28 protein-coding genes are annotated in these 25,780 nt (G+C 59.9%); 3 read left to right on the top strand and 25 right to left on the bottom strand.

Translation table 11 applies throughout. From position 1 onward, the window contains the following. Nucleotides 1-157: 157 nt before the first annotated feature. Together I9H09_RS13665 and I9H09_RS13670 are read right to left on the bottom strand one after the other, a co-directional pair. Entirely contained in the window at nt 158-868 is a 711-nt protein-coding gene (locus I9H09_RS13665; RefSeq protein WP_122346433.1) for a DUF72 domain-containing protein, read from the bottom strand. A 14-nt stretch (nt 869-882) separates the two neighbouring features. Next, nucleotides 883-1,314 (bottom strand): HhH-GDP family DNA glycosylase, encoded by a 432-nt coding sequence (locus tag I9H09_RS13670; RefSeq protein ID WP_122346434.1) that lies wholly within the window; start codon nt 1,312-1,314, stop codon nt 883-885. A 421-nt stretch (nt 1,315-1,735) separates the two neighbouring features. Between I9H09_RS13670 and I9H09_RS13675 the strand changes: the two genes are divergently transcribed. After that, nucleotides 1,736-4,555 carry an ATP-binding protein gene (locus I9H09_RS13675; RefSeq protein ID WP_122346435.1) on the top strand — a complete coding sequence of 940 codons (2,820 nt, stop codon included), beginning with the start codon at nt 1,736-1,738 and terminating at the stop codon, nt 4,553-4,555. Nucleotides 4,556-4,576: 21 nt separating this feature from the next. Here the strand turns inward: I9H09_RS13675 and I9H09_RS13680 are convergent, their stop codons facing one another. From I9H09_RS13680 to I9H09_RS13740, 13 genes are all read right to left on the bottom strand, one after another. Beyond that, complete coding sequence (locus I9H09_RS13680; protein WP_024689993.1) at nt 4,577-5,623, bottom strand: EscU/YscU/HrcU family type III secretion system export apparatus switch protein; 1,047 nt, start codon at nt 5,621-5,623, stop codon at nt 4,577-4,579. Continuing rightward, on the bottom strand, nt 5,623-6,438 hold the full coding sequence (gene sctT, locus I9H09_RS13685; RefSeq protein ID WP_122312813.1) for a type III secretion system export apparatus subunit SctT: 816 nt from the start codon (nt 6,436-6,438) through the stop codon (nt 5,623-5,625). Before sctT ends, I9H09_RS13680 begins: the two co-directional genes overlap by 1 nt. A 6-nt stretch (nt 6,439-6,444) precedes the next feature. After that, nucleotides 6,445-6,714, bottom strand: coding sequence for a type III secretion system export apparatus subunit SctS (gene sctS / locus I9H09_RS13690; RefSeq protein WP_005893057.1), 270 nt, complete (start codon nt 6,712-6,714; stop codon nt 6,445-6,447). A gap of 4 nt (nt 6,715-6,718) precedes the next feature. After that, nucleotides 6,719-7,375, bottom strand: coding sequence for a type III secretion system export apparatus subunit SctR (gene sctR / locus I9H09_RS13695; RefSeq protein ID WP_005893058.1), 657 nt, complete (start codon nt 7,373-7,375; stop codon nt 6,719-6,721). Beyond that, entirely contained in the window at nt 7,372-8,445 is a 1,074-nt protein-coding gene (gene sctQ / locus I9H09_RS13700; protein ID WP_236502429.1) for a type III secretion system cytoplasmic ring protein SctQ, read from the bottom strand. Before sctQ ends, sctR begins: the two co-directional genes overlap by 4 nt. Beyond that, entirely contained in the window at nt 8,442-8,927 is a 486-nt protein-coding gene (locus tag I9H09_RS13705; RefSeq protein WP_122324222.1) for a hypothetical protein, read from the bottom strand. The genes sctQ and I9H09_RS13705 overlap by 4 nt, the downstream gene beginning before the upstream one ends. A gap of 102 nt (nt 8,928-9,029) precedes the next feature. Further along, nucleotides 9,030-10,343, bottom strand: coding sequence for a FliI/YscN family ATPase (locus I9H09_RS13710; protein ID WP_413038540.1), 1,314 nt, complete (start codon nt 10,341-10,343; stop codon nt 9,030-9,032). 11 nt (nt 10,344-10,354) lie between these two features. Further along, nucleotides 10,355-10,951, bottom strand: a complete 597-nt coding sequence (locus I9H09_RS13715) for a FliH/SctL family protein (protein ID WP_122346437.1) — start codon at nt 10,949-10,951, stop codon at nt 10,355-10,357. Continuing rightward, nucleotides 10,944-11,567, bottom strand: a complete 624-nt coding sequence (locus tag I9H09_RS13720; RefSeq protein ID WP_122366887.1) for a type III secretion protein — start codon at nt 11,565-11,567, stop codon at nt 10,944-10,946. Before I9H09_RS13720 ends, I9H09_RS13715 begins: the two co-directional genes overlap by 8 nt. Continuing rightward, nucleotides 11,564-12,343 (bottom strand): type III secretion system inner membrane ring lipoprotein SctJ, encoded by a 780-nt coding sequence (gene sctJ, locus I9H09_RS13725; protein WP_236502428.1) that lies wholly within the window; start codon nt 12,341-12,343, stop codon nt 11,564-11,566. Before sctJ ends, I9H09_RS13720 begins: the two co-directional genes overlap by 4 nt. A gap of 3 nt (nt 12,344-12,346) precedes the next feature. Continuing rightward, nucleotides 12,347-12,778, bottom strand: a complete 432-nt coding sequence (locus I9H09_RS13730; protein ID WP_122346440.1) for a hypothetical protein — start codon at nt 12,776-12,778, stop codon at nt 12,347-12,349. Nucleotides 12,779-12,787: 9 nt separating this feature from the next. Then, entirely contained in the window at nt 12,788-13,006 is a 219-nt protein-coding gene (locus I9H09_RS13735; RefSeq protein ID WP_005893071.1) for a hypothetical protein, read from the bottom strand. Nucleotides 13,007-13,027: 21 nt separating this feature from the next. Beyond that, complete coding sequence (locus I9H09_RS13740) at nt 13,028-13,639, bottom strand: type III secretion protein (RefSeq protein ID WP_122346441.1); 612 nt, start codon at nt 13,637-13,639, stop codon at nt 13,028-13,030. 175 nt (nt 13,640-13,814) lie between these two features. Between I9H09_RS13740 and I9H09_RS13745 the strand changes: the two genes are divergently transcribed. Next, entirely contained in the window at nt 13,815-14,597 is a 783-nt protein-coding gene (locus I9H09_RS13745) for a tetratricopeptide repeat protein (protein ID WP_122346442.1), read from the top strand. 2 nt (nt 14,598-14,599) lie between these two features. Here I9H09_RS13745 and I9H09_RS13750 read toward each other — a convergent pair whose 3' ends face one another. The 8 genes from I9H09_RS13750 to I9H09_RS13785 all read right to left on the bottom strand — a co-directional run bounded on the left by I9H09_RS13750 (nt 14,600) and on the right by I9H09_RS13785 (nt 21,310). Then, entirely contained in the window at nt 14,600-15,016 is a 417-nt protein-coding gene (locus I9H09_RS13750) for a hypothetical protein (RefSeq protein ID WP_024670147.1), read from the bottom strand. A 12-nt stretch (nt 15,017-15,028) separates the two neighbouring features. Beyond that, entirely contained in the window at nt 15,029-16,327 is a 1,299-nt protein-coding gene (locus I9H09_RS13755; RefSeq protein WP_122323845.1) for a type II and III secretion system protein family protein, read from the bottom strand. Nucleotides 16,328-16,341: 14 nt separating this feature from the next. After that, entirely contained in the window at nt 16,342-18,489 is a 2,148-nt protein-coding gene (sctV, locus tag I9H09_RS13760; protein WP_122323846.1) for a type III secretion system export apparatus subunit SctV, read from the bottom strand. Beyond that, complete coding sequence (sctY, locus tag I9H09_RS13765) at nt 18,486-18,824, bottom strand: type III secretion apparatus assembly chaperone SctY (protein WP_122346443.1); 339 nt, start codon at nt 18,822-18,824, stop codon at nt 18,486-18,488. Before sctY ends, sctV begins: the two co-directional genes overlap by 4 nt. Further along, nucleotides 18,821-19,180 (bottom strand): hypothetical protein, encoded by a 360-nt coding sequence (locus I9H09_RS13770; protein WP_122312822.1) that lies wholly within the window; start codon nt 19,178-19,180, stop codon nt 18,821-18,823. The genes sctY and I9H09_RS13770 overlap by 4 nt, the downstream gene beginning before the upstream one ends. Further along, on the bottom strand, nt 19,177-20,109 hold the full coding sequence (locus I9H09_RS13775; RefSeq protein ID WP_122346444.1) for a SctD/MshK family protein: 933 nt from the start codon (nt 20,107-20,109) through the stop codon (nt 19,177-19,179). The genes I9H09_RS13770 and I9H09_RS13775 overlap by 4 nt, the downstream gene beginning before the upstream one ends. Nucleotides 20,110-20,240: 131 nt before the next feature. After that, nucleotides 20,241-20,402, bottom strand: coding sequence for a hypothetical protein (locus I9H09_RS13780; RefSeq protein WP_005893086.1), 162 nt, complete (start codon nt 20,400-20,402; stop codon nt 20,241-20,243). A gap of 665 nt (nt 20,403-21,067) precedes the next feature. Next, nucleotides 21,068-21,310, bottom strand: a complete 243-nt coding sequence (locus I9H09_RS13785) for a hypothetical protein (protein WP_005893088.1) — start codon at nt 21,308-21,310, stop codon at nt 21,068-21,070. A 337-nt stretch (nt 21,311-21,647) separates the two neighbouring features. Here I9H09_RS13785 and I9H09_RS13790 point away from each other — a divergent pair, with 337 nt between their 5' ends. Then, nucleotides 21,648-22,961: an APC family permease gene (locus tag I9H09_RS13790; protein WP_122346445.1), complete on the top strand. Its 1,314-nt coding sequence runs from the start codon at nt 21,648-21,650 to the stop codon at nt 22,959-22,961. A 245-nt stretch (nt 22,962-23,206) separates the two neighbouring features. Here the strand turns inward: I9H09_RS13790 and araH are convergent, their stop codons facing one another. Both araH and araG read right to left on the bottom strand, forming a co-directional pair. After that, a complete protein-coding gene (gene araH / locus I9H09_RS13795; protein ID WP_005893093.1) occupies nt 23,207-24,172 on the bottom strand; it encodes an L-arabinose ABC transporter permease AraH in 966 nt (321 codons plus the stop codon). A gap of 40 nt (nt 24,173-24,212) precedes the next feature. Next, nucleotides 24,213-25,736, bottom strand: coding sequence for an L-arabinose ABC transporter ATP-binding protein AraG (gene araG, locus I9H09_RS13800; protein ID WP_024670141.1), 1,524 nt, complete (start codon nt 25,734-25,736; stop codon nt 24,213-24,215). Between the last annotated feature and the right edge of the window lie 44 nt (nt 25,737-25,780).

Genomic DNA, 25,780 nt, shown 5'->3' on the forward strand with positions numbered 1-25,780 from the left:
TGCGAGACGGGCCTTTGCAGGCAGAGGCGCGGCGCCCGGGTAACTGCCAGGCGTGCGCTATCACGTTCAATTAGAACGACTTTGCATTAAGGAGGGATGACACCCGCCCGCAAGTTGCGAATGACTGACGACCGGCGATCAACTAACGCACTGTCAGTTAATGGTTAATTGCGTTAAGTAACAGCGCATCACCGATTGCAGCGCCGCTGGCCGTATTATCGAATATGCACCATGTTTCAACTCCCGCTTCGGCAGACGTCAGCATCTGTCGGGCCAGAGGCTTCAATCGGTCAGCACCATAGGTGCTGTGATAGATAGTCGGTGAACCATGCAGCCGCCAGTAGCGGGCTCCAGGCCAGCCGCCCGGGAGCTGGCCCATGCTGACAGGCGAAGGATCGGCGGCGACTCGCGCAATACGCTGCTCGATCATGAGTGCCTCGGCCTGGTGCCAGGACTCATGGCGCGGTTCGATCACAAGCGTACCGCTGTAGCGACTGCGCAACGCTGTAAAAAAACGTGTAGCAACGCCTGGAACATAATCGAGCGAGGGCGGCAATTGAATAAGCAGGCAGCCAAGTTTTTCGCCGAGCTCACAGCACTGGGAAAGAAACACATCCAGTAACACTTCACAGTCTTGCAAGCGTTGCTCATGGGTTATTGACTTGGGGATCTTTACCGAGAAGCGAAACCTGGCGGGCACTGATTGCGCCCAATGCCTGTAAGTCTGCGGACGGTGCGGGCGATAGAACGAACTGTTGATTTCGACGGCGTCGAATCGTGATGAATAGCGTTGCAAATGAGTTCCTTCAGCAGGAAACTCAGGCCAGTATTCGCGTCCCAGGCTCCAGCCCGCACAACCGTTGCGCATTATTGGCGCGGCGCTCAATACAGCACCTTGCCGGCCTCACGCATGAATATTTCTACCGTCTTCGGCCCCACGCCGTCAAAGGCAGCAAGACGCTTTTCGAAGTCCGCGCGGTCTTCGCTGGCCTTATGCACGCTGCCAAGGCTGCCGGCGTATTCAGTGTTGAGCTTATTGCACAGCGCGAGCAGGCGATCGGCAGTGGACTCGTCATAACGCACGTAATGCGCCTGGCCGAGCATTTTCACCAACTCTCGGTGGGTGCAATGAGCAAGCTTGCGTGGTGTATCTCGGTCATGTTGTTCGATGATCACCCGGTAAGCCTCACACGCGATGGCCGATTGAATTCGTTTGCCCATCAAAAAACTTGCGATGAACCACTTGAACAAGGCTTTTTCCGGATCTTTAGAGAAGTGGATATTCAATTCTGCAGCGTCAACGGTGCGATTCATGGAAACCCTCAATACAAAGCCAGCCCCGTACATTAGTTATGGCAAGTAATTGTGCTAGAGACAGTTCGAGCGAATGGCGGGTTGATAAAAAATCGTGACAAGTCGACCAACGGTACTCAGAGAAACGGCCCACCACTGTCGATTAACCCAGGCGCGATTTGTGCATCTCTATCAGAACAGTCATCTGATGTCGCTAGACTTTGCTCTTCCCGAGAAGTCGGCGCTCTAAACCGGGGATACGATAAAACAAGTAGTACATGCCCGGTAACACTGGGCGTCCGATGAGTAACAGCTTGCCTTTCGGAACTCATCGGCCTTGGCAGATAAACAGAACACTCATCAACACTCGGATACCTATCGGGACCTTCATGCTCCTGCACGGTGCGGCGGCGCAGTCATTACTTCTGACACAGGTATAAGCATGGATTTCGAAGCAAGCGGCCAGGATGCAGTGGCCACTCAGGAAACAGGCGATTCTTCACACAACCATGAGGCGATCCACTTCGGCTCTTTCACTTTGCTTCCACGCGAATATTTGCTACTCAAGGATTCACAGCCGGTGCCGCTGGGCAGCCGCGCGATGGCGTTGCTCGTAGCCTTTGCCACTCGACCAGGCGAGCTTCTGGAAAAAGCCGAACTGCTGACGCTGGCCTGGCCCAGGGCGGTGGTTGAGGAGTGCAACCTGCGCGCGCAGATTGTCGCCCTGCGCAGGGCGCTGAATGACGAGGAGAACTACATTGTCACGGTGCCAGGTCGCGGTTATCGCTTCATCGCACCGGTCAGTGTGCAACCGGCTATCCGCCCCGTGCCAGCACCGACTTCAGCGGACACGCTGCCTGCCGTCCCGCTGGTCAATCGTAAGGTACTGGGACGCGGCGAACTAATCGAACAATTGTCGACGCTGACCCTGGCCCGGCGTCTGCTGACCCTGAGCGGTCCGGGCGGCGTAGGCAAAACCACCGTGGCGCTGGCGCTGGCTGACAGTCTCGCCGCGCAATCGGGCCTCAGCGTTGCCTTCGTCGACCTGACGCCGGTCAACGGCACGCAGCCCATACTGGGAAGAATCGCGTTCGCGCTGGGCCTGAGCGCCGAGAGCGAACACCCATTGCATGACATGCCTCCTTCGCTGGTCAGCCGCCCGCAGTTGCTGGTGCTGGATAATTGCGAGCATGTGCTCGATGAAACAGCTGCTGCAGTCGAAGCATTGCTGACCAATGCTCCGCTCTGCTGCATCGTGGTCACCAGTCGCGAGCCGCTGCGCGCGTTCGGTGAATGGGTACATGAGCTTGGCCCTCTTCAGGTGCCGGACGAACACGAAGCGCTCACTGCCGAACAGGCCATGATGTATTCCGGGGTGCAGCTCTTTGTCACACGCGCCAGAGAGCAGGACCCGGAATTTTCCTTCAATGACAGCGACGCCCATACAGTGGCTGCCATTTGCCGCAAGCTGGACGGTAATCCCTTGGCAATCGAGCTGGCAGCTGCACGCGCCAGAACCTTTGGCATCCACGATCTGGTCGGCCTGCTGGACGGCAGTTTCCGCCTGCAAATGACCGGGCTGCGCACTGCCCTGCCGCGCCAGCGCTCGCTGAGCGCCACGCTGGACTGGACCTACGGCATGCTCAGCGCAGACGAGCAGGCCTTGCTGCGCCAGCTGTGCATATTCAATGGGTCTTTCACCATTGACGGGGTCATGGCGGTCGTCAATATCGGTCTGCCTGACGTACGCCTGACGCTGCCGATGCTTGAGAGCCTGCTGGACAAATCCCTGCTCGGCACCTTCGATCACAGCCAGGGCAAACGCTTCAGGCTGCTTGAGACCACACGCCTTTACGCACGCGAAAAACTTGTCCGGTACGATGATGTGCCACGCTTGTGCCGGGCTCACGCACAATGGTCGCTGACACTCCTGGAACACGCCAGACAGGACCTCGAACAGCTCTCTCAGGAGGTATGGACTCAGCGTTACAGCATAGAAATCGACACCATCCGGGCTGCGTTGACCTGGGCTTTCTCAGCCGAGGGTGACCGCCAGCTGGGGGTCGAACTGACGCTGCACAGCTCGCCGCTGTGGCTGCGCCTGTCGCTGGTTCGTGAATATCAGGACTGGGTCAACCTGGGCCTGCCGCGGCAACTTGAAGAGGCGCTGATGGACCGTCGGCAACGCATGCGACTACTGACCATGTCCGGCAGTATTCTGATGCTTACGTACGGCGCGGGGCAGAAAATGCGCGAGGTCTGGAAACTGGTCAGTGACGACGCCGAAGCGCTGGATGACTCCGAATACCGCCTGCGGGCCTTGTGGGGAAAATGGAACGACCATACCTGCAGCAACAGGCACGTGCAGGGCACGCAGGTTGCCGAGCAGTTTCTGGCACTGGGCAAGGATTACCGGATCGCTGACTGTCAGTTGCTCGGCAAGCGAATGCGCGCTACCAGCGCGTTCTACATGGGCGATATGAAAACCGCACGTCAGGCCATCGAAGAAGCGCTGGGCGCGCCTCGCTCGCGGTCATCGCACATCATCGACATGCATTTCGACCAGCGCATTGCCGCGCAGTCGCTGCGGGCTCAGGTTCAGCTACTAATCGGTAATACCGGGCAGGCAATGGTCGCTCTGGATACCAATGTGGAACAGGCGGTTGCGCTGAGTCATCCTGCAACGTTGTGGTACACCCTGGCGATCAGTGCGATCCCGGCGACGCTCATTGCCGGTACGCTGCACAAGACGCGGCGCTTCCTGAAGCTTCTCAAACAGAGCAGCGAACGGCAGCCGTTGCATATCTGGCGGCAGCTGACGTGCTGCTATGAAAGTATTCTGGCGATTCGCCAAGGTGATCCGGCAACGGGTGTACCGCTGCTCGGAGAAGCGCTGCAGCAACTGCGTAACCATGTCGAAACACCCCTGCATGCGATGCTGCACACCGAGTATGCGACCGGGCTGGCGGCGCTGAAACTCGAACCCCTGGCGCTGGAAATCCTCGACGAGCTGCATGTCGGTGCGGTGAATAACCACGACCGCTGGTATTTGCCGGAGATCATGCGGGTCAAGGCTCAGCTGATGCTGGACCAGCCGCATGACTACTCGCTGGAAGCTGTGCGCATGATGCTGAATCAGGCCCTGGAAACAGCGCACAAGGACGGCACGCATTTCTGGGCATGGCGTATCAACACAGACCTCAACCGCCTGAAGATCGCCCCAGGTACGCCTGTAGCCCGCTACAGTCCTGCGATGCATTGAGTGCGCTGGTTAGCGCTCAGGTCATATCAGCCGCTGCGCCACCAGTGCGTCGGCGACGGCCTGAAACGTGTTTTCCGGGACCGGGTCGCCCGCCACGCTCCGCTTGGCAATCGACTCGGCAAGAGCTGCATCTGGCCACACGGCGATGCCCAGAGGTGTAGCCTCGGCCAGCAATACCGCCGATTCGTGTTGTGCGGCGCGGCAGACCACAATCGGCACCGGCGTTTCTCCTCGAACATAACGCACGCCCACAACCCAACCGCCAGCGTCGCCGATCATCAGCGACGCCCGTGCCAGCCCTAGCTTGGTCGCCAGTGCCTGCATTTCGCGCCGTTGACGCTGCCGTTCGCGTTTGATCATCGGGTCGCCATCGACGTCTTTGCGTTCGCGCTTCTGCTCGCTGTGGCTCATTTTCATTTCCCGGCCAAACAGCCAGCGTTGCATCAGTACATCCACAGCACCGACCAGCAGAAACGCCGCAAGCACGGTAAACACTAGCGGTTTGAGGACCAGATAAAACGTCGACTCGATACACCCCTCACCACAGCGCGAAGACTCCATCAGCGCTTGCAGTGCCTGGCGGCCGACCACATAGAACGCCAGCCCCAGCAGCACCACCTTGACCAGCCCCTTGAGAAACTCGATCAGGTTACGCATGGCAAAGATGCGCTTGAAGCCCTCGGCTGGATTGATCCGCTTGATGTCCGGCTGAACGGGTTCCACCGAGAACACGACACCTTTCATCGTCACGATATTGGTCAGAATCACCGCCCCGACCGTCACGGCCACCACTGGCAAGGTGATGCCGATGACGATTTGCTCGGCATGATCGAGCAGCCGTGGCCAGACGTCGTTGAAGGGTTCGATATAGATCAGCGCCGCCAGGTCGATCAAGGCTTCGACCTGCGCCCTCGCCTTGGGCAACAGCACCGAGATACACAGGGTGCATAACAGAATGACCATGCCGGAAACCAAATCCTGACTCTTTGCGACCTGACCTTTTTTGCGCGCGTCACGCAGCTTCTTGTCCGTGGCCGGCTGGCTTTTCTCTTCGCTGGACTCACCCATCAGTCGCCCTCGACCGCCAATGCCTTGAGCACCTCGACGGTGCCACGGAACTGTGCCAGCTGATCAATCATCACCGGGATCAGAAAGCCGATATAGACCACCATCAACACCGAAAAAAACAGGTTCTTGACCGGTAATGACAGGTCGAAAATATGCAGGCTGGGCGCCATGCGCGACAGGTACGCGAGCATCAGGTCAGTGATCAACATCGCAATCAGCAGGGGCGCGACCATCAATACACCTATGCGCATCACCTGATCGAGAATCGCCAGAATGGACATCAGGGCCGCGCTGCTGAACAGCGGCGTGAACTCGGTCACAGGCCACAACTGATAGCTGTGGTAGTAACCATCGACCATCAGGATGAAGCCCCCGGACATGAAAAACAGCGTGATCAGCATGACGGTGAGCAAGGTCGCCATCACACTTGCCTCCCCCTGCCCCAACGGGTTGACCAGTTGTTCCATGGTGGAACCGCGTTGCAGGTCGATCAGCTCGCCTGCCACTTCTGCGGCCCAGAACGGTATGCCGAACAACAGCCCGATCAGCAGCCCGATCAGCAATTCCTTGATCATCAGGCCGGCCAGAAAGAATCCGCTGTGCTCGGGCATCGAGGTGAACGCTGAAAAGACCGGCAGAATCATCGGCACCGAGATCGCGACCGCCACGCAGCCGCGAATCATGCCGGTCAGACCCAGGCGATTGAAAGCCGGCGTAATGATCACCACGCCCATGGCACGGGAGGCAGCCAGTGATGCAGAGCTGATCACCGGGTAGGCGATTTCGATGAACGCATTGGTCAGATCAGCGCCCATGACAGTTCAACGAGTCCACAGCGGAAAGTTGTCCAGCACCTGATTACCCAGCTCCGCCACCTGCCCTGCCAGTAACGGGCCGACAAACACGATCACCAGCAGGACGCCGACCAGCTTGACCACCTGCGGCAGTGTCTGGTCCTGAATCTGCGTCAGCGCTTGCAACAACCCTACGCTCAACCCGACCACAATCGCCACGATCAATGCCGGGGCAGACAGCAGCAGCACAGTCATCAATGCCTGATTCATCAGCGACAGAAATACGTCCTGGCCCATGGCGTCAGCCCCCGTAGCTTAGAATCAGCCCGTGCATCAGGCGTGACCAGCCGCTGAGGGCCACGAACAGGAAGATTTTCAGGGGAATGGAAATCAGCGTGGGCGAGACCATCGACATGCCCATTGCCATCAACACGTTGGACACCAGCAGGTCGACGACCAGAAACGGGATATACAGCAGAAACCCGATTTCAAAGGCACGGGTCAGTTCTGAGCTGACAAACGCCGGGATCAATACCACCAGATCGTCGTCACGCAGATCGGCACGGGCCTCGGGGGACCAGATGGTTTCGGTGGCCTGCACGAAAAAGCCGCGTTCGCTTTCGTTGGCGAACTTCGACAGATGCGCCTGCAGCGGCGGGCGCAAGGCACTGCCCAATTCTTCCAGTTGCTGAACGTTTTGCAGGCTCAGGTCGCGGCCCTCCACCTGCCGATACATGTCGCCGATCAGGGGTGTGGTGACGTAGACCGAGAGAATCAGTGCAATACCGTAAAGCACCAGGTTCGGCGGCGTCTGCTGCACGCCCAACGCGTTGCGGATCAGAAACAGCACCACAGAGATCTTCATGAATCCGGTCAGGGTCACCACGGCAAGCGGAATCAATCCGATGGTGGCAACGACCAGAATGATCTCGATCAGATTTGGCTGGTAACCGTTCATGAGCCACTGAAACCGAGCAGACGCACGCCCAGACCGTCACCGATAGTCACTAGTTCGCCACGGCCGACACGACGGCCGTTAACCATCAGGTCTACTTCATCATGCGCCAGGCCGGCCAGCGGCAGCAGACTGCCGGGGGCCATTTCGCGCAACTGCGCGAGCGTCAGCTCCACGCTGCCCAACTGGCAGACCAGGGTGAGCGGCAAATCGTCCAGCGAGGTGTCCAGATCGGCATCGGTGCTCAGTTCACTCATCAGATCGTTCCTGTCGTAGGTATAGGGAGGGAGCCCGGAGTTGCCAGGACGTAACGCGCCTTGCCAGACCAACGCGTCTCGCTGACGCCTCGCTACGGTCTGGCAGTGATGCCCAAGGCGCAGCAGAACTTGCGCGTCAGGCAGGGTGTCGAGCATGACAACATCGCCTGGTAGCAGGCTGCGCAGCTCGGTGCAGGTCAGCGGGGCCTGCCCGGCTTCGACACTCAATGGGAGCCGTAACCCTTCCAGCGGGTCGTGCGCACAAGCGGCATGCTGCTCAAGCAGTTCGATCACTCTGGAAGCGCTATCTGCGTCCAGATACAGGTTCAGCGCCTGCGCCTGCGCCTGCGCGGAATGGTTGTCAGGACGTACTTCGATCGCAACTTTCATCAGATGCCTGCATGGCTGACTTGCGGCGCATGGCACTATCCGCACAGACTCGCTCAGCAGCGCCTCCAGCGGCTCGATCCAGCTCAGCCATGCCTGTTCGAGCAGCATGGCGTCTGCCTGAGTATCGATTGCAGCACCGGGCTGCCAATCCAGCCCCGAGAGCTCAAGCAGCCGACGCGGGATGTTCAACTCGATCTGATGCTCGCCAAGCAGCAGTGCCACACGCACCGACTGCCGGCATTCGCCGCCAGCACTGGCCCATAGCACCTGTACCGATTGCTCGCCGATGAGCATCTGCCAAGGCGCCAGGCGTCGGTGCAGTCGGTTGTGCGGGTTCAGCAGTGCAGCGTCGAAACGGGGCAGTCGGGCCCTCAGCGTGGCAGCGTCAGACTGGTCGGTGGCGATGGGTCGGGCAAACACCGTCATGTTTCGTTTCCTGATACGCCGGCAGGTATCGCGACAGAGGGTTGATCGGCTTCGTCACGTTGCTCGGCCAGCCGTGCATCGCTGCGCACGCGCTGCTCCACCAGGCTGTCCCAGGCCCTGGTTTTCTGTTGCTGTTCGATGTGCGCCTGCTTCAACTGCGCACGGGCCTGCTCTTCGGTCTTAAGAGTCAGGGCCACCGCGTCAGCATCGGCCTGAAGCGCTACGCGCTCCTCGTCCAGCTGTTGCAAGCGATCCTGTACAGCCCGCCAGGCGCTGACCGACAGCCCTTCGCTGAATCGGCCGTATACCTGCTCGGCTTCCTGGACGAGCTTTTCACGGTGCAAGCGCAAGGTTTCGCGCGCGTGGTCGAGGTCGCTACTGGCATCGCGACAACGTTCACGCTGCACGGCAAGGCGCGTCGCTGCGCGCTGCTCACGCAACGCGCGCAAAGCCTGAAGACTGTGCAAATCAGCCGTTTTCATAGGCGTTTTCCATGACACTTGCCTGCTGGCATCGAATGGGGAAGTACATGCGGTCAATCAAGATATCCAGCCCTGCTTCAACTGCCAGACCACCGTTTGCGCTCATGCGAGCACCTTGCGCATCTGCGACAAGGTCTGCTCGAGGCTGTCGTGTTCGGCGGCAGGCTGACGCAGAAAGGCCTCGATAGCCGAATGCCGGGCAATCGCTTCATCAGCCACCGGGTCGCTGCCAGCGGCGTACTCACCCACCTGAATCAACAGTTCGATTTGCTGACGCCGGGCGATCAGTTCACGCATCCGCGAAGCCAGCTGGCGGTGGTCTGGCGTGGCGATGTGGTCCATCAGTCGGCTGCGGCTACGCAGTACGTCGATGGCCGGAAAGTGATCACGCTGCGCCATATCGGCACTCAGCACGATGTGGCCATCGAGAATCGAGCGGGCTTCTTCTGCCACCGGGTCCATACTCGCGTCGCCCTCAGTCAGTACGGTGTACAGCGCGGTGATGCTGCCTGACGGCCCCGGACCAGCGCGCTCCAGCAGGCGCGGCAATGCCGAGAAGAACGACGGTGGATAACCGCGCCGGGTCGGCGGCTCACCCACCGCCAGACCGATCTCACGCTGAGCACGGGCGAACCGGGTCAAGCTGTCCATCAACAGCAGCACGCTACGGCCCTGATCGCGATGGTATTCAGCAAGGGTCGTCGCCACATACGCCGCCCTCACCCGCTCGGCAGCGGGCCGATCCGAGGTGGCAACCACGGCAACGGTGCGCGCGCGTGCCGCAGCATCCAGCTGGCCTTCCAGCAGCTCACGCACTTCACGGCCACGCTCGCCAATCAGGCCGATGACGATCACATCAACATTGCTGTTGCGCACGATGCTGGCCAGCAGCGAAGACTTGCCGACGCCCGGCTCGCCGAAAATGCCCATGCGCTGACCCTGTGCAAGGGTCAGCAAGCTGTCGATGGCGCGCACCCCAAGCGACAGCGGCTTGACGATCCGCTGGCGGCTGAAGTGGGCTGGCGGCTCGGCATGCAGTGGGTAACGCTGCAAGCCGATGGCAGCGGCCGGTGCCGGCCCATCGAGAAACTCGCCCATCGGGCTGATGACCCGCCCCAACAAGGCGTCGCCAACCTGCACGCCCAGTGCCTGACCCGTGGCGATTATCTGGGTGCGGGTCGACAGGCCCTCCATGGAGCCGATGGGCGACAGGATGGCGTCGTCCTCATCGAAGCCGATGACCTCGGCCGACAGCTCTCGTCCGTTTACGGGATCGCGCAATACGCACAGTTCGCCGATCCGTACCCCGGCCACACTGGCACACAACAGCACGCCGCGAATGCTGCGCAAGGTGCCACGCATCGGTCTAGGCTGAGCAAGTTGCAGACGCTGATGAAGATCCGGCAGCAGCGTCATCAAGGCCTTATTCAAGGAGCATCCCCTTCCGACAGAGGCAACAACGCGCGCCGCAGGTTGTCCAGTTGCGCCTCCAGCCCGAGCTCGACCGAACCAGCCGGGCTGCCCAGACGCGCCTGACCGGTATCAAGCTGGTCATCGCCGACGATGCTCAGCGATTTGAGTGCCAGAGGAGCATCGTCAGCAAGCCGCTGGCGAAGGCCCTCGACTTCAGTCCGGGGCACGTACAACGTCAGGGCCTGATCCTGGCGGAACGCCGAAAGTGCCTCCGCGGTGCAACGCAGCACCCGCTCGCGGTCATTCATTTCGCCCAGCACCTGGCGAGCAATGCCCAAGGCGAGTTCAGCCAGCGAACTTTCCAGCCCGGCAAGGTAGCGGTCCACCTCGACACTGGTCTGCGCCAGCAGTGACGCTACCTGCTCAGCGCCTTCCTGACGGGCACGCTCGAAACCCTCTGCACGCGCCTGCTCCAGCCATTGCGCACTGTTTTCGCGAACAGACCGGGCCTCTTGGTGAGCCGCTTCGACAAAGGCGTAGCCGTCAACCCAACGTGCGGAATCAGCTGCGCGGACGATGCGTGATACAGGTCGGGTTGGCAGCTCACTCATGGTCATCACTCTCGGTCAGCAGGCGGGCAACGGTACGTACCACGCTCACCTGTCGTTCATCGTCCGGCTGTTGCGGCCCTTCAGAAACGTCGAAGCGCAGGCGCAGCCAGGCCTGCAGATCCACGGGCAGCGCCTGAAACCAGACAGCAACGCAGGCTGCGCCATCACGGTCGATGGCCTGAAGCAGTTCAGTCGGCGTGCGCAACAGATTGGCGGCCCCGGCAAGATGGCGCTGGGCGAGCGCCAGCGAAAAAGCATCGTCGCCCAATAATTCGCGGTACTCGCTGACCACATCACCACGAATTTCCCGACTCAGCGTGGCGGCGTGCCAGACCGCGCCACACAGACGCAGCAGGCGTGCAAAATGGTGGTCGGCCAACAATATGACAACCAGATCTTGCTGCGCTGGCGGAGCCATTCGGGCCAATGGTTGTAGCTTGAAATGCGCGCTCAGCAGATGTTCGAAGCGCTCGCCAAAGCGCGGGGAGTCTCGTAGTTTTGCCAAGGCCGAGGCACTGACATCGCGTTGCAGGCACTCGGCAAGCCAGCGTTCCCTGACAAACGTCAGAGGACACCCGGCCAGCGCCTGCCAATGCTCCATCAAGGCAGCGCTCATGGTGCGTCACTCAGCACATAGGTGCCTTCGACCCGGCGGCGCTGCCAGAACTGGCGACTCAGCAACCCGGCTAGCACCAATGTAATAAGCAGCAGGCTGCCAAACAGCCAGCGCGCGGCGGGCACATCATCCTCGAGCATCCATAGCCCGAAGAAGCTGGCGAGTTGCGGCTGGGCGCTGGCCTTGTCGGGGACGACTGCCTTAATGGCGGTAACCGAAACGCCGTCGTAGCCGAGCCCGGAAATACCATTGGCAACCAGGGTCTTGATCTGCGGGATCAGCACGTTAATGTCGGTGCGCGGATCGTACCGGACCAGCACCGAAGCAGAAGACGGCGAGATCACCCGCTTGAGCAGATCATTGTCAGGCAACACGACATGCACCCGTGCTGAAAGGATGCCGTCGATCTGCGAAACCGTATGTGACAATTCCTCGCTGAGCGCATACACCATCTGCGCGCGCTCCTGTACCGGCGAAGACACCAGGCCGTTGCCTTTGAAGACCTCGCCCATATTGGAAAAAGTCTGACCGGGCAAACCGGCATCATCCAGCGCCGCCATAGCCTCGGCAAAACGCTTTTCGTCGACCATCACCTTGAGCTGGCCGTTGTCCTGCACCTTGCGTGACGCAGGTATGCCATCGCGCAGCAATACCGCCAGCATGGCGTTGGCTTCACGTTCGCCGAGGTTGGTGTAGAGATTGATGTCGCAAGCCTGTAACAGACTGGCAAGCGTGGCCACGATCAACAGGCGCAGGACACGGCAGCGTTTGGGCATGGTTCATTGACCTTTGAGAAGGGTGTTGGCAGAGCCGGATATCTGCGTGGCCCCGCGCACCACCATCTGAGTTTCGATGGAGTAGTCGAACATCCGCCCCAGCGACTGCACGATCTGGTCGACTTGCGGCCCGCCGACCTTGCCAACCGCCTGGCCATCGCTCGCGGCGGCTACCGGTGGCTGACTGGCGGCCTGCGGTTCGCTGCCCTGGGTCAGCGCATCGGCGCGCTCGGAAAACTGCCGCGAGCGGTCGATGAAGCCGTCCAGCCGCTCCATCAGGTTGCTGCCGATCTGATGCGGGCTGGCGCCTTGCGGCATGCCTTTTGAGGTCTCGGCCATGTGTTCGAAGAGGTTCTGCGAAGCCTGTGGCCCCGCGCCTCCTCCCGGCGAAGGCAAGGTTGCCGCCGCCGGTGACGCAGCTAGATTCACCGTCATGGTCGCACCTTATTCAGAGTCGTCATCGGACTGCGCTTCGTTCAGCATTTCCTGAGCGCGCGGCATGATGATGAATTGCCCGCCAATGGTGACGGCCTGAGTGATCATTGCTTCGTTGAACTCACTGTCGCTGGATGCCTGTTCGGCGTTCTCGACGGCGGCGTTGAAGCGCGACTCCTGGCTGGAAACATTGACGTCGACGTTGCTATCTACAGAGTTGACGGACATGGGTAGTGCTCCTTTCTGAGGTTACTGGCGGTCGGTGGCGACTTGAGTGACGACACCGCCTCGAAACACCCGCACACCGCGCTCGCGCACCAACGGTGCGGCCTCGGCGACAGGCTGACGATCCACATGCTGCTGAATCTGCGCCAGGTAGGCTGGCGGCCCGGAGATGAACAGACTGTCGTTATCCGGGCTGACACGGCTGGACATCGGCTGGCCGGACACTTCCAGGCGCGTCAGATAGTCCTGCAACTCTTGCAGCGGGGCGCCTTGCAGGTCGAAAACCCGCGTGCCGACCTCATCCGCGCCTGCGATGTGCAGCACGTTGCCGTCGAAATACCAGCTCAACTGATTGGCATCACACAGACGGCCAAGAAACTCCCCGGCCGTTTTGCCGCGAACCGTACCGCGCGCACTGCCACGGACCTTGTCGGAAAACACCACGATCAGGTCGAGGTTCTGTGCAAACTCGGTCAGCGCACCACGAATATCCTGGTCGACCAGCACATAGGCATAAGGCTCGGAGAACCACTCGGGTTCGCGCTCCGCAGCGGCATTCGACACGCCGGCTGACGAGCACAGCAGCATCAGCAGCAGTAGTTGCGCGGCGCGCCAGTCAGCCTTGAGCAGCATCATGGTGCCCTCCTTGCCTGGTGTGACGCTGCGGAGTGCAACGACCAGCGGCGCGGCGAAAAACAGGGTTTAAAAAACGGTCGCAATTCAGCGCTGTGGCTATAAACTGGCGCTCGCCTGCGAAGGCCGTCGACGGCTGAATCGCCTTGTCCCGTCCCCTTTCACAAGAGCCTTGTCCATGCCTCCTCGCTCCCTCCCAACGCTGTTGTTGCTCGGCTGCCTGACCCTGACGGCGTGTGCGACCCAACCCAAAGCCGACGCCAGTTACGAGCGCTTCATGCAACTGGCTGCCGACCTGGAAAAACGCGGTGACTCGACGACTGCCGCGTCGTTCTACCAGCGCGCCACGCAGCAGCCCGAAGCCGGCGTGGAGGCCTGGCGCAAACTCGGTGCCGCGCTGCTCGTCAGCGATGACACGCGTGGCGCGGAACGCGCCTACCAACGGGCACTGGAGCTCAAGGCCGATGACCCAGAAGCCTTGTTGGGCCTGGGCACCGCACAGCTGCGCCAGGGCAAATTGCAACGTGCCGTTAACGTGCTGAACCAGGCAGCCACTGCGTTGCAGCAACCGCAGGCGTGGAATCGTCTGGGCATCGCCTACATCCTCAGCGGTGAGGCCGCTCAGGCACAGAACGCCTTCAATACCAGCCTGCGCCTGGCGCCGAACGATCTGGACACACGCTGCAACCTGGCCCTCGCCTATGCGCTGGGCGATAACAATCAAAAGGCTCTGGATACCATTGGCAGCGTCAGCGAATCGCCGCTGGCGCAACCTCGCCACCAGCGCAATCAGTTGCTGGTGATGGTGCTCGCTGGCAAAGAGAAAGACCTGAAGGCTGTGACCTTCGATGACATTCCCAAGGCCGAGCGCAGCAAACTGATCGCCGAAGCGCGACGCATCAAGGCGATACCCGACCGTGCCGAACAGGCGCGCGAATTGGGGCTGGTCGACGCTCGCTGAAATCATCGCGCCTCCCGGGTATCAGTGTTGGCCTGCTGTTCTGCCTGACGGCGGCGCAGCTCCTCGCGGTCATAGCCATCGATATAGACTTGCGCCGCTCGCCCCACCGGAGCCGCCATGACCGGCCCGGTACTCCGGCCCTGCACCACATCCGAACGCTGCTCAACCATCTGCAACAGAATCAGATTGCTGGCACAGCCCGGCGGCAGCAATGGCTGGAAGTCCTCTCCGACGCCAATGTCATCCTGAGCAGCAGGCTGGACGCAGGCATCAGGCACCAGTTCCACGCGACCGTCGGCACGGGTGATGGCTGTGTAATCCGGCGAATAACGCACCGGGTCTAGGTGCGTCTTGCAACCTGCCAGCAGGCACAGCGTCATGATGACCGGCAGGCGTGGCATGCTTGAAATAAGGTTCATGGCCGGCTCCTGTCAGTTCATGTAAAAGCCGAACGCGCCGCCGCTACGCGGTCCTGCCGACGCGGTACTGGCTGCACGTTGCTTGTCGAGGGGGGTTGCTGCAACACGCTCCTTGACCGGCTCGACCAGGTAAGGGGTGATCAAAATCACCAGTTCGGTCTCGTTACGCTGGAAGCGCTTGGAGCGGAACAGATTGCCCAGGATCGGCATGTCGCCGAGCATCGGAACCTTGTCCATGTCCTGGCTGCTTTCGCGCTGGAACAGGCCGGCAATAGCGAACGTCTGGCCGCTGCCGACTTCCACACGGGTATCGGCGCGGCGCACCCGGAACGACGGCACCTGATAGCCGTTGACGTCCAGCGTGGTGGTGCTCATCAGGCTGCTGACCTCGGGGCGTACTTGCAGGGCAATTCGTCCGTTGGGCAGCAGTGTCGGGCTGAACAGCAGCGACACACCGTAGGGCTTGTATTCGATACCGACCACTTCACGGTTGACGGGCACTGGCACCGCGACTTCGCCGCCCGCCAGGAAGCTTGCGGTCTGCCCGGTCATGGCCGTGATATTCGGCTCTGCCAGCACTTCGAGCACGCCGTTGCTTTGCAATGCTTCAAGCATCGCATCGATATTGACGTTACCCGAGGTGAACCCGGCGCTGATCACGTTCGACGCGCCGCTGGCGGCATCGGCAGCCAGGCTGCCTCCGGTCAACAGGCCAAAGGAAAAAGTGCCGTTATTGAACAGCGCGTTCCAGTTCACCCCATAGCGCAACAGCTCGGAGCGTGAAACTTCGGCAAAACGCACGCGGATGTTGACCTGCGCCGCCCCCGCATAAGTGGCGCTGTTGACCGACGATTGAAAGTTCTGGCCTTCGCTGCTCAGCAAGGCGTTCAGGTCGGTCGCTTCACCGACATCCTGCACAGAGCCGCTGGCAATAACGCGATTGCCGCTGGTGCTGATGCGCGCCCGACTTTGCGGGTGCAACGCCTTGAGCGGACGTGTCACCGCTGCCGTACCGCTGCTCACGGCAAGACTCAGCGCGGCGGTTTCCCGGCCTTCACTGTCCAGTGCAATCAGGCTGGTCTGTCCGGCGGTCTTGCCGAACACATAGATCACACCCGGTGATACCACTTGCAGATCGGCAATGCCCGGTTCGGCGACCATGACCGAATCGACAGGTGCCGAAAAATGCAGAACCCGGCCCTCGCCTATCGCCAGGTCAATGGTGCCCTCGGCACCTTTGGCGATGGTCTGGGCGTTCGCACCGCCAGCAAGGAGCAACGCGCTCAACGCAAGGAACAAAACACGAATCATGGAAGCTGAACACATCATGAGGCAGTCGCCAAAGGGGTGGCCGCGCTGGTCTTGGGGGCCGGGCGCGCAGTGATGTCGGTCAGGCTGACAGTGCCGACCGCTTGAAGGTTGTATTCGCTGGCCAGCTCGCGGTAGGACAGCACCGGTAACTGCAATTCGCCGCGCACAATGATGCGGCGCAGGCCGCGACGCAGCTCTGGATGCACCAGCAACACCGTCAGATCATCTTCCGGCAGCACATCGCACAGACGTCGAAGTTGCCCCAGCACGGTCCGGCCGATGTCATCGGGCAACGCGTCACGGTGTCTGTCCTGGCGGCCCAGCGCGGTACGCAGTTGCTCTTCAAGAGCAGGTGCCAGCACGAAAGCGCTGATGACCCGGTTGCGATCGGCATATTGATGGCTGATCTGGCGCGCCAGCGCGGCGCGCAGGTGTTCGGTCAGCCGCCCGGCGTCGGCCTCGCGGCCGCCCCACTCCACCATCGCTTCCAGCAGGCCACGGCGATTGCGTATCGATACGCCTTCGGCAACCAGCAGTCGCAAGACTTCGGCGATGCGTTGCAGCGGCAGAATGCGCAGCGCCTCTTTGACCAGCTCTGCGTACTTGCCTTCAAGCTGCTCGAGCATCACGCGGGTTTCCTGAATGCCCAGAAAATCCGCGGCATAGCGCCGTAACGTGCGCTCCAGCATGGCGCGCAGCACTTCGTCGGCGAACAGAAAGCCGATGCCCGCCTCCTGCAACTTGTCTGCATGATCACGCCCTACCCAGCGACCGGGGCGGGAGCTGATCGGAGACGGGGCCTCGAACGGCTCTAAGGACATCAATTGCGCGTGCAGCGGATCGTCTTGCAACAATAGCGAGCGAGCGCCGAATTCACCTTCGCAAACCGGCACGCTTTCCAGCTCGACCTGAAAGCGATCGGCCGCCAGCGCACGATCCAGATAAACCTCCGGCACGGGCACCTCGACCCCCAGATCAACGCGAATGTCGTGGCACATGGTCTCGATACGCTGACGTAATGGTTGCAACGGCGCGACCTCGGCCAGCCCGGCACCGATGCTCAGCAGCACCTGCGTATCGCGAGGACGTTCGGCCTCCTCGAAGACTGTGGATGGCTCAGGGTCTTCCAACAACGGCTGCTCGGGCTGCTCGACCTGAACGGCAGGCTGGCTGGCCCGGTGCTGACGACGCCAGAGAAAAAACGCGCTACCGCCGAGAATGGCCGCCAGCACCACGAACACCAGCATGGGAAAGCCGGGCAGCAGGCCAACGCCGAGCAGAATCAGTGCAGTCAACCCGAGGGCACGGTGGCTTGCTCCCAGCTGGCGGACGATCTCGGTGCCCAGATCGCGCTCCTCACCATCACTGTTGACGCGTGTTACCACTGTGCCGGCGGCTACCGAAATCAACAAAGCCGGGATCTGTGCGATCAGACCATCGCCAACTGTCAGCAGCGAATAGGCATGGGCCGCCTCGGCGAATGGCATGCCGCGCTGCACCATACCAATCATCATGCCGCCCAGCAGGTTGACGAACAGAATCACCAGCCCCGCAATGGCATCGCCCTTGACGAACTTCATGGCACCGTCCATCGCACCGAACATCTGACTTTCCCGCTCCAGACGCGAGCGGCGGCGTCTGGCCTCGCCCTGATCGATATCGCCATTGCGCAGATCGTTGTCGATGCTCATCTGTTTGCCGGGCATCGCGTCCAGGGTAAACCGTGCCGCAACTTCGGCGACACGCTCGGCCCCTTTGGTAATGACCACGAACTGCGCCACCGTAATGATCAGAAACACCACCAGCCCCACCACAACCTGGCCGGCAATCACGAAATCGCCGAACGCCTTGACGATATGACCGGCGTTGCCGTCCAGCAGGATCAGGCGCGTGGTAGTGATCGACAGCGACAGACGAAATAGCGTGCTGAGCAGGATCAGCGGCGGCAACGCCGAGAATTCCACCGAGTGATTGATGTAGAACGCGACGATCAGTATCAGCAGGCTGAGGGCGATGTTGAGGGCAATCAGCGCATCCACCAGATAGGTGGGCAGCGGAATGATCATCATCGCGATGGCCATCAGCATGAACGCAACAATGATCACATCGGTGCGCTTCGACGCTATTTCGGCGAGTTGATTGAGGCGGTTCATGAGGGTCATTGCGCGGCCCTCCGGGCGTCCAGATAACGTCTGAAACACTGTCGCGCATCATCACTGCGACCGGCTTTCCACTGCGCCCGGCTGCGTAACAACAACAGCGACGCGCTTTCGCCTTGCTGCTCGACCAGACGGTCCAGCGCTGTGAGCGCCCTGTCGGCATCACCACTGTCAGTGAACGCCAGCACGAGACTGTGCAGCAGCGCGGTGTCGGTCGGCGCCAGTTGTATGGCAATCAACAACATGACCAGTGCTCGCTGAGGCTGACCACTGCGCCGGTACAGATTGCCGAGCCCGGTCAGCAGCTCAACGCATTCCCGATCCTGATACGCACTCATGGCTGCACCTCGGCGCGCTGCTGTTCCAGCAACAGACGCAACTCGATTTCTTCACGAATGACGTCCTCTGCGAGATCGCGAATATCTGACTCCGCATCCAGTGCAGGGAGTACTTCGTCGAGCAGATAACGCAGTACCTGCAACGAGCGAGCCGCGCCGAACAAGGGGGCAGCGACACCGGCAGCCTGTTCGGTCTGCTCCAGTTCGCCACGCAGCGAACGACGCACCTTGCGCTCGCGCTGATCGAGCAACGCCTCGAATCGCGTGCCCTGTCTTGGCTGCGCGGGCGCAACACGTTCGACCGCTGGCAAGGCCTCCGGGGACGTCGAGGTGATAGGCCGCAGATCAACTTTCATAGGGTGAAGGCAAACCGTTCCTGGCCCCGCGCCAGATGCACCTGATCACCCTCGATGCTTTCCAGCGTCCAGTCGTCAGTCAGCCTCGCGCCAGGATAGACGCGCTTGCCGTGCTCATCGATGACATAGGGATTAGGCCCGAACCAGACGGCCTGCAGACGCACACGTGGCGTAGCGACGGCGGCGCTGACCTTGACACTGGGGGTCAGCACCACGCGTTGGCCGAAACGGCTATCGAAATCGCGCTGGACCTGTAACCAGCTGTTTTTGAGCGCGGCAGGATAGCTGCCCGCCACTGTGAGTTGGCCTTCCTGCTCCTGGATGCGCAACTGGCCAAGCCCGGCTTCACGCAGTGCCTGCTCTAGCCATACCCTGGCGTCAGGCAGCGCAGGTGAAGATGCACTGACAGAAGCCGGAATTGCGCTGTCAGTGGTGCGCAGTGCGGACGCTGGTGGCGCGCGGAAAGCAAATGCAGTGGCGCACGTCGCCAGCAGCAAAAGTGCGCCCAACAGGGGCAATTTGAGCGCCTGCAACGAGCCGGCTGCGACAGGCGAAGCGCTTGCAGGGCGAGTACTGCGCAAACGCAAACGACTCTTGCCAAGCTTCAACTCGACAGGCAGGTCCAGGCGTTGACCATGCCCTTTCGGAATAAGCAGACTTTTGCCATGAGCATCGATGGCAGTCACGTCGCTGCCCATCGCCTCAATGGCAACGATGTCATCGGAAAACCGCAGGCGTGCGTGCCGGCTGGCAATATCGGCATCGCCCAGCACCAAATCGGCCGGAGCGGCATTGCCGATGATGTAGACGGGCTTGTCGAGTGTCAGGGCGACACCCTGATGCAAGCCGTGAAGAATTTCGAGCAACACCACGCCACTGTCTTGCAAAGACGAGTCTGGCGTCGCGTTCAATGAAACAAGGGCTGTCATGATCGAGTCACCACCGTGTGATTTACCGGAAACGGCACGTCAGAGCCAGGTAAAGCTGTCGATCGAAAGACGTCGTGCAAACACTGCAAGAAGCGGGTGTGGGCAGCAGCGCCGCTGCCCACACCACAGCATCAGTTCTGAGGACGTTGCTTGGTAGCGTCCAGCTCTGCCTTTTTGGCAGTGGAGATTTCAGTGATCTTGGCTGACTTCTCGATAGCCATATCAAAGGTGGCGGACATTTTTTCGATTGCTGCGTCCGAGTTGCCGGAGCTTACTGGTGGAGTCTCACTCATGTTGTTTCTCCTTGCTTTTAGGGGGAAAGTTTCAACTGCCGGAAGGCAGAGCAATATGCCATCACAGAACAGCAAGTCAGGGACGGTATTACTTAATGATCCCGATCAGCAATGTGCTCACTGTTTTGCCGAACCGATAGTACGCAGGCGCGATTATTGAATGCTGTGAAAAGTTGTGAATTTGCATTTTCACAACCAGCTTCATCAACTGAAAACAATGATATCAACGTGACATTTATTTCTGCTTTATTTCAATGCGGATTATTTTTTAATCTGGCGTCTACAGCTCAGGCGCCGTCGTGCGGGGCGTTCGGAGCGTTACGGGAGGCACGGTTGCTCTGTGAAACATTGTGAAAATACACTTGCCACTCTTTTTCTACTTCGCCGAGTGTTAGTACTTTCCATTAAACAGCGCCACAACACGTAAATACTAGAACAAGCCCAATGAATACACTGCACACGCTTCCACGCGGCGTCACTTGCACTATGACAAAAACTGCATTCTAGCCAGCGAGTATGGGCTGGCATTAAAGCGCGTGCGCGACAACACTTGCTATAATCAGGTTTTGTAATCCAGCAAACCACTCGATGGCGATTTACACGTGGATACGGCGAGCCGCATACATCCCCAGATCAGCAGCAACGTAACAGCGGCGCACAGTGAATCAAAGTTTGCCGATCTCTCCGGTCGCTTCGCCGATGGTAGCGAGAGTCGCCTCGACATCATCGAATGCCTGTTCAATAGCGACGAACGATTGCTGAATGGCTTCCCGGTTGTCCACCGTCTGCTCCCCTCGCAAACGTTCGACACGCTCCAGCTCACTGAGCTGCAATTGCCGAACCTCCTCGCGCAGGTTTTGCAGCGTCGTCCAGACTGAATGGAATTGTTGCTGGCTGTCATTTACCACCGTTTTACCTCCTCGTCGATTCGTTCACGTGCAGGGTTGAGACAACCGGCATTCGCGATGCTCCGCTCTATTGCTGGTGATCTGATTAAATACCTGACAACGCCGCCCGTCAGGGTTGATACACATCACTTTGAATTTCCCTCCGCCCCAAGGATCACTTTTCATACCGTTGCCGCACTCAACCTACACAGCAGCCTGGTTGTTCACACTGTTCACTGTAAAAGCGATCTCATTACTGACAGGTTGATGCTCGAACTATTGATGAAGCTATATATGACCGATAACCGCCTTTGGCCTCGAACCCTCCCCAGCAGTAATGAAAAAGGAATTTCCCGGCATGGCCACTCCTGACACAACCCCGCTGCGCCGGGCAATTACCGCCCCTATGCTGACCCTGTTCATCCTCGGCGACGTGCTGGGGGCCGGCGTGTATGCGTTGGCAGGCACGATAGCCGGACGCGTCGGCGGCGCCATCTGGGCTCCGTTGCTGATTGCACTGTGTTTTGCGTTGCTGACTGCTGCGTCCTACGCCGAACTGGTGACCAAATACCCGCGTGCAGGAGGTGCAGCGGTGTACACGGAAAAAGCCTTTGGCAAGCCGCTGCTGTCGTTTCTGGTTGGCTTTTCGATGGTCGCGGCAGGCGTCACCAGCGCTGCCGGGCTGGCGGTGGCATTTGCCGGCGACTACTTTCAGGCATTGGTGAACTGGCCCGCGCAGTGGGTGTGCGTCGGTTTCCTGGTCATCGTCGTGCTATTGAATGCGCGGGGTATCAAGGAGTCGTTGTCGGCCAACCTGCTGATGACCACCATTGAGCTGAGCGGTCTGGCGATGGTGATCGCCGCTGCCGTCTGGTTTGTCAGCCAGGGCAATGGTGTGCCGCAACGCGTGTTCGAACTGGATACAGCATCACCGGCCACGGCGATTCTTGCTGCGTCGTTGCTGGCCTTTTATTCGTTTGTGGGCTTCGAGACCTCGGCCAACCTTGCTGAAGAGATCAAGGATGTGCGCAGGGTTTATCCAAAGGCGCTATTCGGCGCGCTGCTCATCGCAGGCGCGGTTTACATGCTGGTCGGCGTAGGCGCAGCGATGGTCTTGCCCGTCGAGCAATTGAAGGCATCGCAAGCTCCGCTGATGGATGTGGTCAGCGCATCTGGGCTTGGAATACCTGCGCCCTGGTTCGCAGTCATCGCGCTTATTGCGGTCGCCAATGGCGCGCTGTTAACCATGATCATGGCCAGCAGGTTGACCTTCGGGATGGGACGCGAAGGTCTGTTGCCGTCTGTAATGGGTTCGGTTCTGCCCCGGCGCCGGACGCCCGGTGTGGCCATCTTCGTGACTACGCTGGTAGCCATCGCCCTGTCTTTCACCAGTACCCTGACGATTCTGGCTGAAACCGTGGTGCTGTTACTGTTGTTCGTGTTTCTCAGCGTCAATGTCGCGGTACTGGTACTCAAGCGCGACAAGGTCGAGGAAGGGCATTTCAAGGTTCATTGGGTTGTCCCGGTACTCGGCATTCTTTCCTGCCTGCTGCTGCTCACCCAGCAAGGTCCGGAAACCTGGTTGCGTGCAAGCATCATGCTGGTCGTGGGCGCGGTGTTGTATGGGCTGACCCGGTTGGGTAGCTCTGCGTTGGCATCACATTCTCGTTAACAATGCGGGGGAACAACTTGACGAGGTTCACGCTGATAACAGGTCAAGCCCCCACAACCGGCATAACACCGTTGACTGCCTCAGCGGTGTTATTTAATAGCGCTAACATAATCCTCACATCACATCACAGCCGCAGACTGACATGTCGCGACTTTACCTTCGCTATCAACAGCCTTCCTTCATGAAAAAAGCCCTTGCCGATCGCTCGACAAGGGCTCTTTCAATACTGCATTGCAATACTTAACTTACCGGCGCTTCATCCGGTCAATGATCACTGCGAGCAGCAGGATCGTGCCGCGAATCACGTACTGGTAGAAGGTATCGATGTTCTTCAGGTTCATCGCGTTCTCGATGATCGCCAGAATCAGCACCCCCGCGATCACATGACGAATCATGCCGATGCCGCCGCTCAATGAAACCCCACCCAGTACACAGGCCGAGATCACGGTCAGTTCAAAGCCCTGGCCAATCATCGGCTGGCCTGAAGTCATGCGTGAAGCCAGTACCACACCTGCCAGCGCTCCGATAAGGCCGTGCACGGCGAAGATGATGATCTTGGTGCGATCGACATGCACACCCGCCAGCAGTGCCGCTTCCTGGTTGCCACCGATGGCCATGGTGTTGCGCCCGTAGGTGGTGTAGTTGAGTAGCCAGCCGAAAAAGACGAAGCAGGCAATGGTGATCAGGATCGGCACCGGCACGCCGTACACCTGCCCATTGCCGAAGATGAAGAAGTCTTCGTTGGAAACGCCGACGGCCTTGCCGCTGGAGAAGATGTACGCCAGGCCACGCACAATCTGCATGGTCGCCAGCGTCGCAATCAACGCATTGATGCGCAATTTGGCAATCACGATGCCGTTGATAAGGCCCACCACCAACCCCAGCGCCAGTGCGGCGGACACGCCCAGAAACACGCTGTCGGTGTCACGAATCACGATACTGGCGATGACCCCGGAACAGGCCAGTACCGAACCGATCGACAGGTCGAAATGGCCGGAAGCCAGGCAATACAGCATGGTGCAGGCGGCAATGCCGACAGTTGAAATCGCCAGGCCGAGACCGCGCATGTTGAGCGGCGACATGAAGTTGTCGATGAACACGGCGCACAGCAGGAAGATCCCTACAGCGGCCAGAAGCATCACCCAGTCATCGGCAAAACGACGCAGGTTCATGCCCTGACGGGGAGCCTGCAGGCTGGATTCGGTAGACATACGCACCTCTTTTTTATTGTTCATGGTCAGGGACCGACTGTCAGCCGCGCGTGCGTGGCAGAGCCAATTGCAGTAATCGCGACTCGTCAGCCTCGTCGCGGTTGAGTTCGCCGGTGATTGCGCCTTCGCTCATCACCAGAATTCGGTCGGAAATACCCATGACTTCCATCAGATCGCTGGACACCACAATCACGGCAATGCCATCAGCCGCCAGGTTATGAATGATCTCGTAGATTTCAGACTTGGCGCCGACGTCGATACCTCGGGTAGGCTCATCCAGCAACAGCACTTTCATCGGCATGGACAGCCAGCGCCCAAGAATCGCCTTCTGCTGATTGCCGCCCGACAGGAACATGATCTGCTGCTCGGGAGACGGTGTCTTGACGTTCATCGACTTGATCTGGTTACGCGCGTTATCGCGCTCCCAGCGGCCCTGAATAAGGCAGCCAAAGTTCACATGCCGTGGCCGCGCGCCAATGTTGATGTTCTCCGCAACGCTGGACAGCGGCACGATGCCTTCCTTCTTGCGGTCCTCCGGGCAGAGCAGAATTCCGGCCTCGATGGCGTCGCGTGGCGATCTCAGCGTCAGCGGCTGGCCATCCAGTTGCAGACTGCCTGCTGTACTGCGCGTCAAGCCGGACAAGAGGCGAAACAACTCAGTGCGACCTGCGCCCACCAGACCGAAAAAGCCCAGCACCTCGCCTTTTTGCACAGCGAAGGTCACCGGCTCATGCAGGCCAGGGCCCATCAACCCGGTAACACGCAGACTCGGACCCTGGTGCTGACGAGGGCGGTAGTTATAAATATTCTGAATGTCGCGACCGACCATGCAGGTCACCAGCCGGTCGTGGTCCAGGTCGGCCATTTGCTCGAAGGTTTTTACAAAGCGCCCGTCCTTGAACACCGTTACGGCATCACAGACGCGAAAAATCTCTTCCATACGGTGCGACACATAAAGAATCACCCTGCCTTCATCCCGCAGCCGCGTGATGATCGCCATCAAACGGTCGATCTCGCGCGCCGACAAGCTGCTGGTAGGTTCATCGAACGCAATGACATGAGCGTTGCGCGACATGGCCTTGGCGATCTCCACCAACTGCCGCTGACCCAGCGACAGATCGCCCAGACGCGTACGCGGGTCGATTTCGTCAGCCAGCCCCTTGAGCAATTCGCCGGCACGACGGTACATGGCGCCACGATTGATCAGCCCAAAACGATTGGGCATGTGCCCGAGCAGCAGATTTTCGGCGACGGTCATTTCCGGCACCAGATGCAGCTCTTGGTGAATCACTGCAACCCCTGCCGAGATGCTGTCGGCAGTGGACTTGAACTGGTGGGTCTGATCACCGATCTGCACGTTGCCGCTGTTGGGCTGGTACGACCCACCGAGAATTTTAAGCAACGTGGACTTGCCTGCGCCGTTCTCGCCCATCAGTGCATGGACGCTGCCGGGACGGGCCTCAAAGGTGATGTCCGACAGCGCCTTGACGCCCGGGAATACCTTGCCGATGCCATTGAAACGCAGGGCACCGCCTATGGGTTGAAGCTCGATAGCCTGTTGCATGAAACCAACCTCCTCGCACAGTTGAGGGGCCCGAAATCAGGCCC

Origin of the sequence: Pseudomonas tremae (assembly GCF_023278125.1) — a bacterium.
Lineage (GTDB): Bacteria > Pseudomonadota > Gammaproteobacteria > Pseudomonadales > Pseudomonadaceae > Aquipseudomonas > Aquipseudomonas tremae.

Bases quoted from the DNA above. Each gene is read 5' to 3' on its own strand.
- I9H09_RS13755 (WP_122323845.1), bottom strand. From the start codon at position 16,327: ATGATTCGTGTTTTGTTCCTTGCGTTGAGCGCGTTGCTCCTTGCTGGC.
- sctT (WP_122312813.1), bottom strand. From the start codon at position 6,438: ATGGGCGCTGATCTGACCAATGCGTTCATCGAAATCGCCTACCCGGTG.
- I9H09_RS13735 (WP_005893071.1), bottom strand. From the start codon at position 13,006: ATGTCCGTCAACTCTGTAGATAGCAACGTCGACGTCAATGTTTCCAGC.
- I9H09_RS13670 (WP_122346434.1), bottom strand. From the start codon at position 1,314: ATGAATCGCACCGTTGACGCTGCAGAATTGAATATCCACTTCTCTAAA.
- araH (WP_005893093.1), bottom strand. From the start codon at position 24,172: ATGTCTACCGAATCCAGCCTGCAGGCTCCCCGTCAGGGCATGAACCTG.
- I9H09_RS13745 (WP_122346442.1), top strand. From the start codon at position 13,815: ATGCCTCCTCGCTCCCTCCCAACGCTGTTGTTGCTCGGCTGCCTGACC.
- sctS (WP_005893057.1), bottom strand. From the start codon at position 6,714: ATGGGCCAGGACGTATTTCTGTCGCTGATGAATCAGGCATTGATGACT.
- I9H09_RS13770 (WP_122312822.1), bottom strand. From the start codon at position 19,180: ATGAAAGTTGATCTGCGGCCTATCACCTCGACGTCCCCGGAGGCCTTG.
- I9H09_RS13665 (WP_122346433.1), bottom strand. From the start codon at position 868: ATGCGCAACGGTTGTGCGGGCTGGAGCCTGGGACGCGAATACTGGCCT.
- sctR (WP_005893058.1), bottom strand. From the start codon at position 7,375: ATGAACGGTTACCAGCCAAATCTGATCGAGATCATTCTGGTCGTTGCC.
- I9H09_RS13680 (WP_024689993.1), bottom strand. From the start codon at position 5,623: ATGGGTGAGTCCAGCGAAGAGAAAAGCCAGCCGGCCACGGACAAGAAG.
- I9H09_RS13720 (WP_122366887.1), bottom strand. From the start codon at position 11,567: ATGAGCGCTGCCTTGATGGAGCATTGGCAGGCGCTGGCCGGGTGTCCT.
- I9H09_RS13710 (WP_413038540.1), bottom strand. From the start codon at position 10,343: ATGACGCTGCTGCCGGATCTTCATCAGCGTCTGCAACTTGCTCAGCCT.
- I9H09_RS13740 (WP_122346441.1), bottom strand. From the start codon at position 13,639: ATGATGCTGCTCAAGGCTGACTGGCGCGCCGCGCAACTACTGCTGCTG.
- araG (WP_024670141.1), bottom strand. From the start codon at position 25,736: ATGCAACAGGCTATCGAGCTTCAACCCATAGGCGGTGCCCTGCGTTTC.
- sctQ (WP_236502429.1), bottom strand. From the start codon at position 8,445: ATGACGGTGTTTGCCCGACCCATCGCCACCGACCAGTCTGACGCTGCC.
- I9H09_RS13675 (WP_122346435.1), top strand. From the start codon at position 1,736: ATGGATTTCGAAGCAAGCGGCCAGGATGCAGTGGCCACTCAGGAAACA.
- sctY (WP_122346443.1), bottom strand. From the start codon at position 18,824: ATGAGTGCGTATCAGGATCGGGAATGCGTTGAGCTGCTGACCGGGCTC.
- sctV (WP_122323846.1), bottom strand. From the start codon at position 18,489: ATGACCCTCATGAACCGCCTCAATCAACTCGCCGAAATAGCGTCGAAG.
- I9H09_RS13715 (WP_122346437.1), bottom strand. From the start codon at position 10,951: ATGAGTGAGCTGCCAACCCGACCTGTATCACGCATCGTCCGCGCAGCT.
- sctJ (WP_236502428.1), bottom strand. From the start codon at position 12,343: ATGCCCAAACGCTGCCGTGTCCTGCGCCTGTTGATCGTGGCCACGCTT.
- I9H09_RS13750 (WP_024670147.1), bottom strand. From the start codon at position 15,016: ATGAACCTTATTTCAAGCATGCCACGCCTGCCGGTCATCATGACGCTG.
- I9H09_RS13775 (WP_122346444.1), bottom strand. From the start codon at position 20,109: ATGACAGCCCTTGTTTCATTGAACGCGACGCCAGACTCGTCTTTGCAA.
- I9H09_RS13705 (WP_122324222.1), bottom strand. From the start codon at position 8,927: ATGAAAACGGCTGATTTGCACAGTCTTCAGGCTTTGCGCGCGTTGCGT.
- I9H09_RS13780 (WP_005893086.1), bottom strand. From the start codon at position 20,402: ATGAGTGAGACTCCACCAGTAAGCTCCGGCAACTCGGACGCAGCAATC.
- I9H09_RS13790 (WP_122346445.1), top strand. From the start codon at position 21,648: ATGGCCACTCCTGACACAACCCCGCTGCGCCGGGCAATTACCGCCCCT.
- I9H09_RS13730 (WP_122346440.1), bottom strand. From the start codon at position 12,778: ATGACGGTGAATCTAGCTGCGTCACCGGCGGCGGCAACCTTGCCTTCG.